21 protein-coding genes are annotated in these 16616 nt (G+C 31.9%); 3 read left to right on the top strand and 18 right to left on the bottom strand.

Features of this window, described 5'->3' with window-relative positions:
* Positions 1-13: 13 nt before the first annotated feature.
* The 3 genes from N4A35_03220 to N4A35_03230 are packed head-to-tail and all read right to left on the bottom strand — an operon-like array spanning position 14 to position 3780.
* Positions 14-343 carry a hypothetical protein gene (locus tag N4A35_03220; GenBank protein ID MCT4580403.1) on the bottom strand — a complete coding sequence of 110 codons (330 nt, stop codon included), beginning with the start codon at positions 341-343 and terminating at the stop codon, positions 14-16.
* A gap of 4 nt (positions 344-347) precedes the next feature.
* Positions 348-890: a DUF1599 domain-containing protein gene (locus tag N4A35_03225; GenBank protein MCT4580404.1), complete on the bottom strand. Its 543-nt coding sequence runs from the start codon at positions 888-890 to the stop codon at positions 348-350.
* A 1-nt stretch (position 891) separates the two neighbouring features.
* The gene (locus N4A35_03230) at positions 892-3780 is read right to left on the bottom strand and encodes an insulinase family protein (protein MCT4580405.1); all 2889 of its coding nucleotides are present in this window, start codon (positions 3778-3780) and stop codon (positions 892-894) included.
* Positions 3781-3904: 124 nt separating this feature from the next.
* Between N4A35_03230 and folP the strand changes: the two genes are divergently transcribed.
* Positions 3905-4681, top strand: a complete 777-nt coding sequence (gene folP / locus N4A35_03235; GenBank protein MCT4580406.1) for a dihydropteroate synthase — start codon at positions 3905-3907, stop codon at positions 4679-4681.
* A 62-nt stretch (positions 4682-4743) separates the two neighbouring features.
* The gene (locus N4A35_03240) at positions 4744-5109 is read left to right on the top strand and encodes a DUF2116 family Zn-ribbon domain-containing protein (GenBank protein ID MCT4580407.1); all 366 of its coding nucleotides are present in this window, start codon (positions 4744-4746) and stop codon (positions 5107-5109) included.
* Positions 5110-5114: 5 nt separating this feature from the next.
* Here the strand turns inward: N4A35_03240 and N4A35_03245 are convergent, their stop codons facing one another.
* The 10 genes from N4A35_03245 to atpD all read right to left on the bottom strand — a co-directional run bounded on the left by N4A35_03245 (position 5115) and on the right by atpD (position 12660).
* Positions 5115-5693: a tRNA-(ms[2]io[6]A)-hydroxylase gene (locus tag N4A35_03245; GenBank protein MCT4580408.1), complete on the bottom strand. Its 579-nt coding sequence runs from the start codon at positions 5691-5693 to the stop codon at positions 5115-5117.
* A gap of 4 nt (positions 5694-5697) precedes the next feature.
* Complete coding sequence (locus N4A35_03250) at positions 5698-6213, bottom strand: DUF1697 domain-containing protein (protein ID MCT4580409.1); 516 nt, start codon at positions 6211-6213, stop codon at positions 5698-5700.
* Between the two features lie 2 nt (positions 6214-6215).
* Positions 6216-6665 carry an SsrA-binding protein SmpB gene (gene smpB, locus N4A35_03255; protein MCT4580410.1) on the bottom strand — a complete coding sequence of 150 codons (450 nt, stop codon included), beginning with the start codon at positions 6663-6665 and terminating at the stop codon, positions 6216-6218.
* Between the two features lie 11 nt (positions 6666-6676).
* Positions 6677-6862 carry a DUF5522 domain-containing protein gene (locus N4A35_03260; protein ID MCT4580411.1) on the bottom strand — a complete coding sequence of 62 codons (186 nt, stop codon included), beginning with the start codon at positions 6860-6862 and terminating at the stop codon, positions 6677-6679.
* A gap of 113 nt (positions 6863-6975) precedes the next feature.
* Positions 6976-8745: a 30S ribosomal protein S1 gene (gene rpsA, locus N4A35_03265; GenBank protein MCT4580412.1), complete on the bottom strand. Its 1770-nt coding sequence runs from the start codon at positions 8743-8745 to the stop codon at positions 6976-6978.
* A gap of 221 nt (positions 8746-8966) precedes the next feature.
* A complete protein-coding gene (locus tag N4A35_03270; GenBank protein ID MCT4580413.1) occupies positions 8967-9467 on the bottom strand; it encodes a DUF6169 family protein in 501 nt (166 codons plus the stop codon).
* A 354-nt stretch (positions 9468-9821) separates the two neighbouring features.
* Entirely contained in the window at positions 9822-10487 is a 666-nt protein-coding gene (locus N4A35_03275) for a DUF2461 domain-containing protein (protein MCT4580414.1), read from the bottom strand.
* 4 nt (positions 10488-10491) lie between these two features.
* Positions 10492-10779 (bottom strand): hypothetical protein, encoded by a 288-nt coding sequence (locus N4A35_03280; protein ID MCT4580415.1) that lies wholly within the window; start codon positions 10777-10779, stop codon positions 10492-10494.
* A gap of 124 nt (positions 10780-10903) precedes the next feature.
* A complete protein-coding gene (gene atpC / locus N4A35_03285; protein ID MCT4580416.1) occupies positions 10904-11137 on the bottom strand; it encodes an ATP synthase F1 subunit epsilon in 234 nt (77 codons plus the stop codon).
* Between the two features lie 17 nt (positions 11138-11154).
* Positions 11155-12660 carry a F0F1 ATP synthase subunit beta gene (atpD, locus tag N4A35_03290; protein MCT4580417.1) on the bottom strand — a complete coding sequence of 502 codons (1506 nt, stop codon included), beginning with the start codon at positions 12658-12660 and terminating at the stop codon, positions 11155-11157.
* Between the two features lie 319 nt (positions 12661-12979).
* On the opposite strand from atpD, the gene N4A35_03295 reads away from it, so the two are divergent.
* Positions 12980-13201: a DUF2795 domain-containing protein gene (locus N4A35_03295; GenBank protein ID MCT4580418.1), complete on the top strand. Its 222-nt coding sequence runs from the start codon at positions 12980-12982 to the stop codon at positions 13199-13201.
* 52 nt (positions 13202-13253) lie between these two features.
* Here the strand turns inward: N4A35_03295 and N4A35_03300 are convergent, their stop codons facing one another.
* From N4A35_03300 to N4A35_03320, 5 genes are all read right to left on the bottom strand, one after another.
* Positions 13254-13706: a hypothetical protein gene (locus N4A35_03300; GenBank protein MCT4580419.1), complete on the bottom strand. Its 453-nt coding sequence runs from the start codon at positions 13704-13706 to the stop codon at positions 13254-13256.
* 194 nt (positions 13707-13900) lie between these two features.
* Positions 13901-14860: an AAA family ATPase gene (locus N4A35_03305; GenBank protein ID MCT4580420.1), complete on the bottom strand. Its 960-nt coding sequence runs from the start codon at positions 14858-14860 to the stop codon at positions 13901-13903.
* A 24-nt stretch (positions 14861-14884) separates the two neighbouring features.
* On the bottom strand, positions 14885-15598 hold the full coding sequence (locus N4A35_03310) for a hypothetical protein (protein MCT4580421.1): 714 nt from the start codon (positions 15596-15598) through the stop codon (positions 14885-14887).
* 4 nt (positions 15599-15602) lie between these two features.
* A complete protein-coding gene (locus N4A35_03315; protein ID MCT4580422.1) occupies positions 15603-16022 on the bottom strand; it encodes a hypothetical protein in 420 nt (139 codons plus the stop codon).
* Between the two features lie 6 nt (positions 16023-16028).
* Positions 16029-16616 carry a hypothetical protein gene (locus tag N4A35_03320; protein ID MCT4580423.1) on the bottom strand — a complete coding sequence of 196 codons (588 nt, stop codon included), beginning with the start codon at positions 16614-16616 and terminating at the stop codon, positions 16029-16031.

Here is a 16616-nt window from a genome sequence, read left to right on the forward strand (position 1 = left end):
GGTATCTTGTTAACTACAATTCTAAATTTTCATCTAATAATTCCGAGATTTCTCCTGAATGAACTGACTCAGACCATTTCTTTTCTAAAAAGCGATGTAACAGCCACAACAAAAGAGCCCCAAAAGGAATTGAGAGTAAGTTTACGACCAAATCTGGTATTCCAAAAAACACATCACCATTAGACAGTGTCGAAATCAACAACATGATAACTCCAAAAATAAATGTCCCTAAATAATAAGTCACTACACCTAAAATTGCATATCCCCATTTATTTTTATCATATTTATCAGCGAGTTTATACAAGAGGTTTCCTGCATAAAAAATAATGAGTAATCCTATCATTTTCTTATTTTTCTTCTTCCATTAAAATAAGTGCAAACAAAGCATAGTTAATCATATCATAATAATTGGCGTCAATCCCTTCTGAGACTAATGTTTGGCCTTTATTATCTTCTATTTGCTTTGTTCTTAATATCTTCATCAAGATTAAATCAGTAAGTGAAGGTATTCTCATATCTCTCCATGCTTCACCATAATCATGATTTTTCGCGATCATTAAGTCTCTTACATTCTTGGCGTATTGTTGATACAACTCAATCGTTTGATCTGCTGGCAATTCTAATGCTGCTGTGTCTTCAATTTCTAATTGAATTAACGCCATGATGCAATAGTTAACAATACCAATAAATTCAGGTTCAATCCCCTCATCTACTTTTGTCTCACCAGTTTCCTGAATGGTTCTAATTCGATTGGCTTTGATAAAAATTTGATCTGTTAAAGATGCCGGTCTTAGTATTCTCCAAGCAGTTCCATAATCAATGGTCTTTTTTTTAAATAACTCTTTACACTTCTCAAATTGCTTATCGTACTGATTTAAAGTTTGTTCCATATTATTCGACAAAAATATCTGTTGTTTTTAGCTCTATAATTTCCCCAAAATTAGCTAATTCTTTAAAATTAATCCTTTTTTTATCCCCAACAATTGAAATGTTTATTGGTTTTCCTTTTATATAGGTCTCATAAAAAGCAATCATTTCTTCAAAAGTTAATTGACGAATTTTATTTCTAAAAATATAATTAGGATCTTGAGTATATCCTTGTTCTTTCCATCGTTCAATTTGATTACTTATATTCCTAAAACCTGGTCTTGAAGCCATGCTACTTTGAATGATTCCACTTTTAATCGTTTCTATTCGTTCTGACTTAAGGGGCAATTCGTTAATTAATCCCATATAAACGTTTAAGGCTTCTATTGTTTTATCAGATTGACAGCCAACAACCCCATGAAACTCTTCGTTATTCCCAAAAATTCCATTTCGACATCCTCCACTTACTCTGTATGCTAAAGCTCTTCTCTCTCTTAACTCCTGAAAAACCAATGACCCCATTCCTTTTCCAAAATATTCATTAAAAGCATAAAGTTTATAGTGCTCTTCCAAAGGTACATCCCCCATATCTACGGTAAAATATATAAGTGATTGAGCGGTATATTTATTCGGTAAAAAATAAACCTTATTTTGTTTGATCGGTCTTATTTTCCTCTTTACATAACCATCGTCATTTGGTTTTAATTCTATGTCTTTTGTTCCTATGCCATTCTTTTCCAGGCTTGCTCTCACATTTTTATCATTACCAATATAATTGATGGTTAATTTTCTTGATTGAACCTCTGAAAAAAGCTCGACATAAGCTGGTGCTTTTATTTTTTTGATTTCGTGATGGGTTAACTGTTTTAGAAAAACAGAATTAGAATCATAGACAGCATACTCCTGAAGTGCCATTAAAATATCTTTAGGGGTTGCTTTTTTTAATTTTAAATCAGATTTTTTTTCTTCCCTAATTGTTTTTAATACACTTTCATTGGTTTCAATATCATTAAGGAAGGTATTGACTAACTTTAATGTTTGTGCTAAATAAGACTCCTCTCCTTTTACATTGAAATAAAAGAACCGTTCATCTGACCAAAAAGTATAATCTGAATTAAGGTATTGAAACGCTTTTTTTAATTCATTAACTGCTTGTTTATTCGTTCCCACTCTATTAAGATAGCTAGTCAATAATTCAACTTTAGCATTGGAATAATTCCCTATATCCCATTTAAAGGTTATTTCAAAAAGGTTATTTCTAGGATTTTTTGTGGTGATTAAACGTGTTCCATCTGTTAAAACCTGCTCTTCTACAGCTGAAGCAAAGTCAATGTAATTAAATGTTGTTTTCTGAGGTTTTTTCTTTTGAATCACTGTATAAAAATCAGATGATTCTGTTTTTAATTTAGGTATAGCTTTAAATGGTGGCTTCATTAATTTTTCAACATTATTTTTACCTTTATTTGAATACAAAGCGAAATAATTTTCTCCAAAAATTTTATTTGCATATTCAATAATATCTTTTTTAGTAATGTGTGCTAACTCTTTATTGTAATTGATCACTTGTTCCCAATTAAAACCTTGAGTAAAATAGTCTCCTAACAAACTTCCTATTTCTTCATTATCCTCTGTGTAATAATCTCTTTCTTTTCTAATATTCCTTTTTAAAACTTCTAACGATTCTTCAGAAAAATCGCCTTGTTTCAGTTTTTTCAACTCCGCCTCAACTAAATCATCCACTTGGGAAAATGATTGTCCAATTAATTTAGGTGATGCATCAATTCCAATAATACCAAAATCTTCCAAGAAATAGGTATAAGCTTCCCCATACATTATTTTATCATTCAGGTACAATTGATCAATAAATCCTGTATTATTTTGATTAGACAATAACCCTACCATTAACTCGGCTTTAGGTTCATTCACATCTTTAATTCCAACTGTTCTATAACCATACATTATTTCTTTATAAGGAGTAATGCTTATTTTTTTTTCTACTTTCCCATTCAGAGGGTTGAGCTGATGTTTTTTTGTAGGAATCATTGATGAATGAGGTAATCTTAACAACTTTTTTTCAATCATTGGTAAAACGGTTTCGGCATCAAAATCCCCTACCAAAACCAAGGCCATATTATTGGCTTTGTAATAGGTATAAAAGTAATCGTACATTGCCGATAGTGATGGCTTTTTTAAATGTTCTGTTCTTCCTAAAATTTTCTCTGCATAAGAACTTCCATCAAAAATTCCTTTAAAAAATTCTTCGAACAACCTAGAATAAGGGTCAGCAGCATACATATTACTTTCTTCATAAACGGCTTCCAGTTCTAATTGAAACAACCTAAATACTGGTTTTTCCATACGATGAACTGATATTTCCAACCATCTTTCTAATTGATTTTTTGGAAAAGTCCCAAAGTAAGAGGTATGATCAATTCCGGTCATTGCATTTACATCAACTGCACCTATTTCTGCCATTATCTTATCGTATTCATTGGGTATAGCATAGGCATTGGCCAACTCTGACTGCTCAGTAATTTTTTGATGAAGTTCTTTAATTTTAGCAGGGTCAGTTTCTTTTTTTAGTACATCATAAAGTGTTGTTATACTGTCTAAATGTACTTTTTCTCTTTTGTAATCTGTTGTCCCCATTTCTTGAGTTCCCTTGAACAACATGTGTTCGAGATAATGAGCCATTCCTGTATTATCTTGTGGATCATCCTTACTCCCTACATTTACTACAATACTTCCATAAATTTCGGGTTTATCGTGATTCTCAACTAACAGTACGCGCATTCCATTAGACAACACAGTTTCTTTTAGCCCTATTGGGTCGTTTTTATAATCTTTCAATATAGTTTGCCCATAACTGTTAAAAACTATACTTACAAAAACAATAACACTTATCACTTTCATTCTCATAAAAACTTTAATTTTGTTGAACACCAAAAAAACTGAGCATTTGATTGATCATATTTTTCAACGTAAAACTACAATTAATTGTAGAGGTAAGCTAATAGACTTATCAACACCAAAAGTAATGGGGGTTATTAATATAACGCCTGACTCTTTTTATGATGGTGGCCAAACCAACACTATTGAAAAAGCTGTTGCTCAAGCTGAAAAACACCTCAGTGAGGGAGCAACTTTTTTAGATATTGGCGGGTATTCTTCTCGCCCTGATGCTCCACACATTTCTGAAGAAGAAGAACTAAATCGAGTACTTCCAGTTATTCGAGAAATCTCAACAAGTTTTCCTGATAGTATTCTTTCCGTGGACACTTTCAGAAGTCGAATCGCTGAAAAAGCGGTTGAACAAGGAGCAGCAATCATTAATGATATTTCTGCTGGAGACATAGACCCTGAGATGTTAGCTGTAATTGCAGCTTTACAAGTACCTTATATTGCTATGCACATGAAAGGTACTCCACAAACAATGCAGAATAACCCTAACTATGGTAATGTTATTGAAGAAATAATCTATTATTTTTCAAAAAAAATTGATGATATCAATTGTAAAGGAATCAATGATGTTATCCTTGATGTAGGCTTTGGTTTTGGGAAATCTATTGAAGACAATTATCAATTATTGAATCAACTTTCAGCTTTTAAACTATTTAAGATTCCAATATTAACGGGAGTATCAAGAAAATCAATGTTGTATAAGCCTTTAGAAATTACTCCTGAAAAAGCTCTAAATGCCACAAGTATAGCACATACTATAGCATTACAAAAAGGAAGTAATATTTTAAGGGTACACGATGTTAAAGCAGCTATTGAGTGCATAAGAATCGTAGAATTAGCTACATTTTCTTAGTTTTTTAGAAGAACAAGAATCAGGTTTTTATTCTATTTTAGCTAAAAACACACCTGTACAACATGACTACTCCAAGAAAATGTTTGGTATGCGATGCCCCAATCCGTGGTAGAATTGACAAAAAATTTTGCAATGATACTTGTAGAAATACCTACAATAATAACAATAAACGCCAAAAAGAATTTTTTGAAAGAAAAGTAAACGCTATTCTCCGTAAGAACAAACGTATTTTAGCGCAACTCACTCCTAAAGAAAAATCAAAAACCACCAAAGAGGAATTACTCTTTAATGGTTTCAATTTTTACTATTTTACCAATATCTATAAAACCAAACAAGGGAAAACCTATTATTTTGTTTATGATTATGGTTACCTTGAGTTGGAAAACGAGGATTTTGCTCTCGTTAGAAAAAAAGAATATGTAAAATGACAGCTTTAATGTATTGCAGGTCTCCAAGGAAGATTAGCAGTAACTTCTCCCTCAATTATTAATAATTCTTCTAACCTTTTTTCTATTTCTTCTTCAGAGAAGTAATGAGTAGCCATTTTCAAAAATAGATCAACATGCGCCTTTTCTTGTTTATAAAGATTAGTGTAAAATTTCTTTATATCTTCTTCTTCTGCTGCTTCTCCTACTAATTTAAAACGCTCTACCCCTCTCATTTCTGCAATAGAAGCTATAATCAAACGATCTAAAAAACGGCCATCCCTTGAAGTTCTTACATGCGGTAAAATTCCTTTCAAATAAGTATCCTGATTAAACTTACCATTTAAAGTTAGCCCTCTTTTTTGCATCAATTCATAAACTTGTTTGAAATGTAACAATTCTTCAATTGCTGTTTGCGTTAACTCCCCTATGATTTTACTTCTGTCTGGATATTTAGCAACAATAGACATACACATTGTCGATACTTTTCGTTCTGCATCTGCATGGTCTTGTAAAAATTCGTCTAAGTTCTCTAATACCTGATTGGCCCATTCTTTAGGCGTATCATATTTTAATTTAATTTCCATTTCCTTAAAGTTCTACTAATTTATTTACTGTTTTCCAATTTCTTGTTGTTGCCGTAACTCCCAATTTTTTCTCAAAGAAATTATTTGATAATTTTGATTGGTGATATTTATCGACACATTTTAAATATACAGCATACGGCGTTATTTTAAACGCTTCTGGTAGATAGTCATTGACTGGTATGCTGTCGATATTTTCTTTAGCCGGGGGTTCTTTTAAAAATGTAATGTGAATGTTTTCACTTTCATCATAAGGCATTTTATCAATTATTTCTTGAATTTGATTTTGTTCTAAAACAACTACTGGTACTTCAAAGCCAAAATTAAGCTTGATCAAATTTTCAATTTTAGTTACCGATTGTGAGCTATTTTCACTTGAATCAAAGCCAATATTTCCACTTTGGATATAAGTTTTCACATTAATGAACCCCTCTTTTTCTAGGAGTGAACTTAGGTCTTTCATTAATATTTTTCTTTTTCCGCCAACATTTATACCTCTGAGTATAGCTACCAATCGTTTCATTTTTAGAAGTTTTTTAATTTTCTAGCCATATCTCTTTTATCATCACGTTCTTTAATTGAATTTCTTTTATCATGCAATTTCTTCCCTTCTGCCAAAGCGATATTCAATTTTGCTCTACCATTATCGTCAATAAAAAGCAAAGTTGAAACTAAAGCAAAACCTTTAACTTTAAGTTTACGCTCTATTTTATTAATTTCTGTTCGATTCAATAATAATTTTCGATCTCGTCTTGGTTGATGATTTACAAAACCGCCATTGGAGTACTCTTCAATATACATATTACGGACAAAAATTTCTCCTTTTTCTAAAACGCAGTATGACTCTGCTATACTTGCTTTACCTAATCTTATTGACTTTATTTCTGTCCCTACTAACTGAATACCAGCAGTATAAGCATCAATAAAATGATACTCAAATTTTGCTTTCTTATTTTTAATTTTAATTGTACTCATGTATATGCCTTCTATTTTTTAAAAGTATCTGTCTTTGTATCATAGCCATAAGGACAATGTTTACAACCACTTTTACAACAATATCCTCTTTTTAAATGATAGGCTTCTGTAAAAACGATATAACCTTCTGGAGATAAATAATATTCATCTGGATTTAACTTTGATTTTTTAGAAAATCCACTCATGTCGTCTGCCATACAACAAAGATAGTTATTATTGATAAAGCGTGAAATTATTTATAATGAGTTAATACCAACAAAAAAGCCGTTACTTTAACAGTAACGGCTTTTTATATCGGTTGTAGGAATTCTTATTTTCCTTCCATTTTAGCTTTTAACTCAGCTAATGCATCGATATCTCCTAATGTAGATTTCTCAGCAGCAGCGTTGTTTGAAGAAACTGCTTTTCTATCAGCTTTTCTTTTAGACTCTTCAACTTCTCCCCACATTAAAGCATGAGAAACTAAGATTTTCTTGTTTTCTTTGTTGAATTCAATCACTTTGAATGAAGCTTTTTCATCAACACCTAAACTAGAACCATCTTCTTTTTTCATGTGTTTAACTGGACAGAATCCTTCGATTCCGTATGGTAAAGAAACGATACCAGCTTTATCTTTTAATTTGATTACTGTTCCTTCATGAACTGAATCTAAAGTAAAGATAGTTTCGTAAGTATCCCATGGATTTTCTTGTAATTGTTTATGTCCTAAGCTTAATCGTCTGTTTTCTAAATCTAATTCTAAAACAGTTACATCTAACTCTTGACCTACAGAACAGAAATCTGATGGGTGCTTAATTTTCTTTTCCCAAGATAAATCAGAAATGTGAATTAATCCATCAATACCTTCTTCTAACTCAACAAATACACCGAAGTTAGTAAAGTTTTTAACTACAGCTTTGTGTTGTGAAGCAACTGGGTATTTGTCTTGGATACCTGCCCAAGGATCTGGCATTAATTGCTTCATTCCTAAAGACATTTTACGCTCTTCTCTATCTAAAGTTAATACTTGAGTTTCAACCTCGTCACCAACTTTTAAGAAATCGTTAGCAGTTCTTAAGTGTTGACTCCAGCTCATCTCAGAAACGTGAACTAAACCTTCAACACCTGGAGCTACTTCAATAAACGCACCGTAATCAGTTAAAACAACTACTTTACCTTTAATTGTATCTCCAACTTTTAAGTTTTCATCTAATGCATCCCATGGGTGAGCGCTTAATTGTTTCAATCCTAAAGCAATACGTTTCTTGTTATCATCAAAATCAAGAATTACTACTTGAATCTTTTGATCTAATTCAACGATTTCTTCTGGATGGTTAACACGTCCCCAAGAAAGATCAGTAATGTGAATTAATCCATCAACTCCACCAAGGTCAACGAATACACCGTAAGAAGTAATGTTCTTAACAGTTCCTTCGATAACTTGTCCTTGCTCAAGTCCTTTCATGATTAATTTCTTCTGCTCTTCTAATTCAGCTTCGATTAATGCTTTATGAGAAACAACTACGTTTTTAAACTCGTTGTTAATCTTAACCACTTTGAACTCCATGTTTTTACCAACGTATTGATCGTAATCTCTAATTGGTTTAACATCGATTTGTGAACCTGGTAAGAAAGCCTCAATTCCAAATACGTCAGCGATTAAACCACCTTTAGTTCTACACTTAACATATCCAGTAATGATTTCTCCTGTTTCTAACACTTCATTAACTCTAGTCCAAGCAGTTTGAACTCTAGCAGTTTTGTGAGAAACAACTAATTGACCTGTTTTATCTTCCATCGTTTCGATGTAAACTTCTACAGAGTCACCAACTTTTAAATCTGGGTTGTAACGGAATTCGTTTCTAGAAACGATACCTTCACTTTTGTACCCAATGTTAACAACAACTTCTCTATCAGTAATTTCAATTACAGATCCATTGATAACTTGTTTCTCTTCGATTTGAGTTAACGTTGCATCATACTTCTTACTTAACTCTGAACGTTCTTCAGCAGAATAAATTTCTGAGTTTTCGTAAGCACTCCAATCAAAGTTTTCTAAAGTTACAGCTTCTGTTGCTGTTGTGTTTTTTTCTTCAGCCATTTGGCATTAAAAATTTGTATCCCAAATCCGGTAATTTGAGAGGTTTTTAACATGATTAATTATTGTACCGGCAATAATTTTAACTTTCAAGGTTGCAAAGGTAGGGATTTTATTTTGTAAATACTAATTGTTAAATTTATTATGTTTTTTCACTTAAATCAGCAAAAATTACTAAATGCATCTTTGATGATTTATTGAATTTTAAATAAAAATTCAATACTCTATTCATTTCCTTTGAAGAGAGATTCAAAATTCTTGAATGTCGAATTAATATTACTACTATTGATATTACTATTGTGATATAATATTGTAGAGTACATTGTAGTATAAGCTGTATTAAAAACAAGATCTATTTTTACTATATCTGACTTATATAAACTACTATTGTACCATCGATTAAATATTGAATGCCTTTTTTCTTGTTTTCCATCAGCGTTTGAACATACATATAACAATACATTTTCTCTATTTTTGAAAAAATCATTTATTATTTCACTTATTGTTCTAGAAACTCTTGAGTCTAACGGAACTGATTTGTTACTTTTTGAATTTGTATTCTCAATTGAAATTTGATAAACATCTTTAAACCAATCCTCTTGAAGACCAATTAATTCAAAGTGCATATCAGTATAAAAAGCTATACTATAATCAATATTATTTACTGTTTCGAACCGATATACACTTTTTTCTTCATCAAATCTATACTTGTAGGGGCTTGGCAAGTTTTATTTTTTTTTCTCTGATTGTTTTTAAATCTATTTCATCCTTTAGATATGAACTCACAATTTGCTTATTAGAATGCATCCTCTCTAATAATTTAATTAATGAATCTTTATTTACTTTTTTCTTTTTCATAGGATAATATATATCAAATATAGGATATTTATTTTATAGCATCTCCATACATTTACGTCATGTATAAAAAAAAGTTATATAAAAAAACTGTATCCTAATCTGATTTATTTTTGCCTGAATAATTTCAACAACGTTAATCTTAAATAAGTGAGTAAATCAAAAATTAATTTATTTCATAAAAACACCTAAAAATCAAATGACATATTAAACCGCATTCATATCTACCCTAAAACCTTTCCAAAAAAATCTGTTACTGGTTTAGCTTTTAAATAATAATCCATAATAATATCAGGAAGATTTTCATCTAAAACAGTTTCTGGTGGTAATTCAGCAAAATAGTACCAATTTTTATTGAACACTAACTCTTGATTTTCTGCAGCTACTTTTAACTCTTTAGGTAAGCGTTTAGCTTTTTGCCCTTGAATTTCCCCATAAGTTTCTTTAAAATCTTTGGCTTGAATTAGTTGTTCAAAGTTTTTTAAATCGTTTACAATTGCCGTTCTAACCGCAGCTACTTGTGGGGTACTCAATTGATAAACACCTCCATAAACTCGAACATATTCTGGCGTAAATTCAAAATATAAGCCTGGTGTTGTTTTATCCTTTTTTCCATTGGGTGAAATAATTGCCGAACGGTTTATTTTATATGGGGATTTATCTTTAGAGAAACGAATGTCTCTATTAATTCTAAATATGGCATCTTTAGGTTGTATTGCTATACTTTGATCGATTTCGTTCATTCTAGAGATCATTTCCTGAACAAATAACTTAAAAGGATCTTTGATTGTAGTCTCATACCTTTTACGATTTTCATCAAACCAATCTTTATGATTATTGGATGCTAGCTCTTTAAAAAACTCAATAAAATCGGGAGTAAACCAGGCCATATTTTTAATTGTTTTCTTGTAAATCTACAATGTTAAACTCTACATTTGCTTCTACCATTTCTTGTTGTAATCCTTTTGGAAACTCTTCCTTTAACATTCTCACAACTTCTTCACAAACAGCTTGTTCTACTTTCTTTTTCTTTTTGACTTTAGAAAGCATCACATCTGCAATTAAACCTACCAATTCTCCTTTATGTGCTTTAACCACCTCCTCGGGATTGGTAACATCTATATCTATTGTAATTCGCATCATATTAAATACCAATTTGTTTTGCAATAATACTGTTTTCATCTAAAAATCCGTGCTTTAAAACGTTTAGAGTTATTAACGAAAAGGAAAAACAATTGTATTTTAAACAAAAAAAGTCCCGTTACAACTGCAACGGGACTTTTTATCTAATTCAAATAATGAAGTTTTATTCAGCTAAAACAATCACATTATTATTTAATACTTCTACTACTCCACCTTTGACATCAAAAGTTTCTTCACCTTTTGCAGTAGTAATAACGACACTACCTTTTTGCAAAGTTGTAATAAAAGGAGCGTGATCATTTAATATACCAATTAAACCTGTAGTTCCTGGAACGATGATACTATCAGCAGCTCCTTTAAACAAGTTTTCATCTGGTGTTATTATTTCAACATTCATTTTAATTCGCTTTTAAATTATTTAGTTTCGGCTAACATTTTCTCTCCAGCTTCGATTACCTCTTCGATAGAACCTTTTAAGTTAAATGCTGCTTCAGGATATTGATCAACTTCTCCGTTTAAGATCATTTTAAATCCTTTGATTGTATCTTCAATAGGAACTAAAACCCCTGCTAATCCAGTAAATTGCTCTGCAACGTGGAATGGCTGAGATAAGAAACGTTGAATTCTTCTCGCTCTGTGTACAACTAATTTATCTTCTTCTGATAATTCATCCATACCTAAGATTGCGATAATATCTTGTAACTCTTTATATTGTTGTAAGATGTTCTTAACAGCTTGAGCCGTATCGTAGTGATCGTTACCTAAAATTTGTGGAGTTAAAATTCTTGATGTAGAATCCAATGGATCAACCGCTGGATAAATTCCTAACTCAGCAATTTTACGAGACAATACTGTTGTAGCATCCAAGTGAGCAAATGTTGCTGCTGGTGCTGGATCCGTTAAATCATCTGCAGGTACATAAACCGCCTGTACAGAAGTAATCGATCCTCTCTTCGTTGAAGTAATACGCTCTTGCATTGCTCCCATCTCAGAAGCTAGTGTAGGTTGGTAACCTACAGCTGATGGCATACGTCCTAATAAGGCAGACACCTCTGAACCAGCTTGTGTAAAACGGAAAATGTTATCGATAAAGAAAAGAATATCTTTTCCTTGTCCTTCTCCATCTCCATCACGGAAATATTCTGCAATAGTTAATCCTGATAATGCTACTCTAGCACGTGCACCTGGAGGCTCATTCATTTGTCCAAATACGAAAGTTGCTTTAGAGTTTTCTAATTCTTTTTTATCAATAGCATTTAAGTCCCATCCACCTTCTTCCATAGATTTTTCGAAAGCTTCACCATACTTAATAATACCTGATTCAATCATCTCACGTAACAAATCGTTCCCCTCACGAGTACGTTCACCTACACCAGCAAATACAGATAATCCATCATATCCTTTTGCAATATTGTTAATCAACTCCTGAATCAATACTGTTTTACCTACTCCGGCACCACCAAACAATCCAATTTTACCACCTTTTGCGTAAGGCTCAATCAAATCAATTACTTTAATCCCTGTAAATAATACTTCAGTAGAAGTTGATAAGTTCTCAAATTTAGGAGCTTCTTGATGTATACTTCTTGAAGTAGACTTGTCACAAGCACCAATACCATCGATAGCCTCTCCAATTACGTTAAATAATCTTCCTTTTACTTGATCTCCAGTTGGCATTGAAATAGGAGCTCCTGTTCCAACAGCTTCCATTCCTCTATAAACACCATCAGTAGAATCCATAGAAATTGTTCTAACAGAATCTTGACCAATATGTTGTTGACACTCTAATACTAATACTGTACCATCTTCTTTCTTGACTTCTACAGCATCTAAAATCTCTGGTAATTGACCAGCACCCTCAAAGTTAATATCGACTACAGGACCAATTACCTGAGCTACTTTTCCTTTTATTTGTGACATGCTTTAATTATTTTTTAATAGCTATTGTTATAAAATTTTGTGCAAAAGTAACACATTTTATTAGTTCTGCACATTTTAATCTGACTATTTCTATTTATTTATAAACTTTCTATCGTTAATTTGTTTAAAACCTCCTCCTTGTTTACCTTCTATTTATAGGTTAACAGATCAGTTAATCTTGATTAAGAAATCTTTAATTTTTGACGAGATTTGCAACTTCTTAAAAAAAAAGTTGTTTTTTTCTGTAAAAAAATTACTTTTGCGCTTTGTAAACGTACAAACAAATAACAAAAGTATTACAACATAAAAACAACTTATTATGTATTGGACATTAGAATTAGCATCTTATTTAGAAGATGCACCTTGGCCAGCAGTTAAAGAAGAATTAATTGACTACGCGATGAGAACTGGAGCTCCTTTGGAAGTTGTAGAGAACCTTTCTGCGCTGGAAGACGAGGGAGAAACTTATGAGACTATCGAAGATATTTGGCCTGATTATCCAACTAAAGATGATTTTTTCTTTAATGAGGATGAGTATTAATTCAACAAAAAACTAAAAAAGCAGTGGTTAAATCACTGCTTTTTTTTTGCTTTTAATTGGAATACATCATTAGGAAAACCTTATCCTCTTCTATAATAAAATTCCCATGCAGTAGAGCTCCTTTAGTAAACACGCTACTTGTGTAATTCGTACAAACTTGATGATGAGTAAGTTCTTGATGCTTTAACCATTTAAAATCAACCGAGCAATCTGTACTACTTCCTCCATCATTCGCAACTGCTGTCTTCAATTTTTCAATTGTTTCTTTCTCAAAATATAAAACAGCTTCTAATTGATAATCTGTTGGTCCAGGAATACTCGAATTTTCTATTCCTAACGGATAATACACCCATTGGGCACTAACAGGTTTATACTTTTCTAAATTGATTATTTTAGACAAAGTATCCAAATCATTACTTATACTTGGTACTTTCTGTTGTTTATTACTAGAATCGCAACTAAATAAAAAAAATAAAGAAAGAATTGCTATCAACCTAAAAATCATCTCAACTTATTTTTTAACTGCTTAACCCTAATTAAAGCATTTTTCTTTGAGGTATATGTTTCTTTTTGAATCAGGTTCCAAGCCTTATCTTGTTGTTGAAGTTGCTTTAACAGCGTCTTCAAATCATCTGTAAAGCCAACTTTGGTCTTTCTAGTTTTCTTATTTGCGACTACATAGACTACCATCTATTACAACTAAAGTATAGCATTAATAATTTTCTCAATGGTATATCCCTCTGCTTCAGCCATATAATTACGCACCAAACGGTGTCTTAAAATTGGAATTGCCACAGCTTTAACATCTTCAATATCAGGAGAATATTTTCCGTTAATTGCAGCATGACATTTAGCAGCTAGAATCAAATTTTGTGATGCTCTAGGTCCTGCTCCCCATGATACAAATTTTTTAATCACTTCTGGTGAAGTAGAATCAGTTGCCCGTGTTTTAACGCTTAATTTCACAGCGTATTCCAACACATTTTGTGGTACTGGAATTCTACGAATAAGATCTTGAAAATAAATAATTTCTTCAGCATTTAATATAGATGTTAACGCAACTTTTTTATTAGATGTGGTAGCATCAACAATGGCTAATTCTTCTTCATAACTTGGATAGTCTACCCAAACATTAAACATAAAACGGTCTAATTGCGCCTCTGGTAAAGGATAAGTTCCCTCCTGCTCTATTGGGTTTTGAGTTGCCAACACAAAAAACGGTTTGGATAACTCAAATTTTTGTCCAGCTGTAGTAACAGACTTTTCCTGCATAGCCTCTAATAAGGCAGCTTGAGTTTTTGGAGGTGTTCTATTAATTTCATCAGCTAAGATAATATTTGCAAATAACGGTCCTTTGATAAACTTAAATTGTTTGGTCTCATCTAAAATTTCAGAACCAATAATATCTGATGGCATTAGATCTGGCGTGAATTGAATTCTATTGAAATCAAGTCCTAAAACATCAGCAATAGTATTCACCAACAACGTTTTAGCTAATCCTGGTACACCTACTAATAGGCAGTGTCCCTTACTAAAAATAGAGATTAAAACTTGTTTAATCACCTCTTCTTGCCCAACTATTACTTTACCTATTTCAGTGTTTAGCTCTTTGTATTTAGCTACAAAAGCATCTAACCCTTCTACGTCTGATTTATACATATTTGTTCTTAATTCTTTTATTTGTTAATGCTCTTTTGAAGCTGCGATATCATCTTTATTAGGTAGGAATGTATAAAAGCCAAATCCAATTGAAAAATATTGGGACGTATCGCCTCCAGTACCAGCTGCAAAACCTGGCAACTTGGCTACTCCTAAATTTTTCTCTGAAAAACCAGCTGTCATGTAATTATAGTTTACCGTCAAACCGATTGATAACAAATCACTTTGAGTTTGTAAATACACTCCAACTTTAGGTTCAAAATTGACCCCAGTTGTTTTGTAAGTATACCCTACACCATTATATTCACTCGTGGTGTTAAAATTATTATACCCTACTTTAACTTCAGCTTCAATGAATAATTGGCGATTTTGCTGAAATACTCTACTTACACTTACAAATGGATTAATGATTTTATGTGAGCCATTTACTTTATCTGACGGAAAAGAATTTACATCAATGTCCCAAAAACCATATTTCATTCCTGCTCCAAAAGCAAAATCATTTAACAAACGATAATTATAGGAAAAATCAAGATCAATCATACCATCTAAAATGCCTCTAAACATTTTATCTCCAGTAGGAGTTGGCAACTTAAAATCTGCTTTAATAACGGAATGATGTGCGCTTTTTCCTCCATGTGTTTTTTTCTTCTTCTTAGAACCAGATGTGTATTGCCCATAAACAACTGGACCTACCAAAAAAGTAAGTATAAAAAAAGTAAGTGTTTTAAATTTCATGGGGCTAATTTACAATAAAAAACTTTTTAGTAAGCTTTTGATAAGGAGTAATTAATTGATAAAAATATTCTCCATTTGCAATTGTATTCGTATTAAAGTATACTGGATGAATTCCTTCTTGAAAAGTCTCCTCTTTTAACACGGTAACAATTTGATCATTTTTATCGATAATCTGTAATAAAATTTTAGTTTCTTCTTTTAACTCAAATCCTAGTTGTATATCTCCTTTTGCATAAGGACTTTTTAAATCGTAAAGCACTGCATAATTGACTGTCGTTTTACGAATTTTACCTAATCCAATATAGGTTACAAATTTTCGATAAGCTATGAATAATAGATATGCAGAAACCATTATTGACAAAGCCATAAGTATATCTGCCACAACATGACCAATTGGTCCACTCCTCCATAACTCTTTAAACATAGTTTTCTATTTATTTGATTTTAATGTTCTCTCTAAATCTTTTTTAAAATTTGGCAACAAATGTAAATCTTTTTTTAATAGTGCTTCTTGATCCAATTGATTTAATTCTGAGATAATAACCCCTGTGTTTACAGCATCTGTCATTTTAACTGTAATCGATGTTAAAGGTGTAACTATCCAACGAGCAGCAATAGGTAAAATTGTTTTTTGACGCTCTAGCTCTAGTTGCGCAATTTCATTTAGTTTTTCTGCAATTTCTTTGGCTTTAAATGCCTGACTTAATTCTAATTGTAATGTAGTATATCGCGTTTCAAAAGTTCGATATAATTGGAGCAAAGCTTCGCTGGTTAGTTGCGCTTCATTGAGGGGTTCAAAAGTAAAAGTTGAATTTTCAATTTCTTTTGGGTGCTCCCCTAATAAAATACATTCAGCTTCATACCATAGCGCTACTTTCTCCGCTCTTTTGGCATAGATTTTAGGAATAACAATCCTTTGAAAAAGTTCTTTTTTTAATTCAAACAATTTTAACGCTAAGACTTCTTGCCAATTGTCTTCCTCTGCTTCCAGATATAATAAAGCCTCACTCTTGTTCAT

Source organism: Flavobacteriales bacterium (assembly GCA_025210295.1).
Classification (GTDB): domain Bacteria; phylum Bacteroidota; class Bacteroidia; order Flavobacteriales_D; family Parvicellaceae; genus S010-51.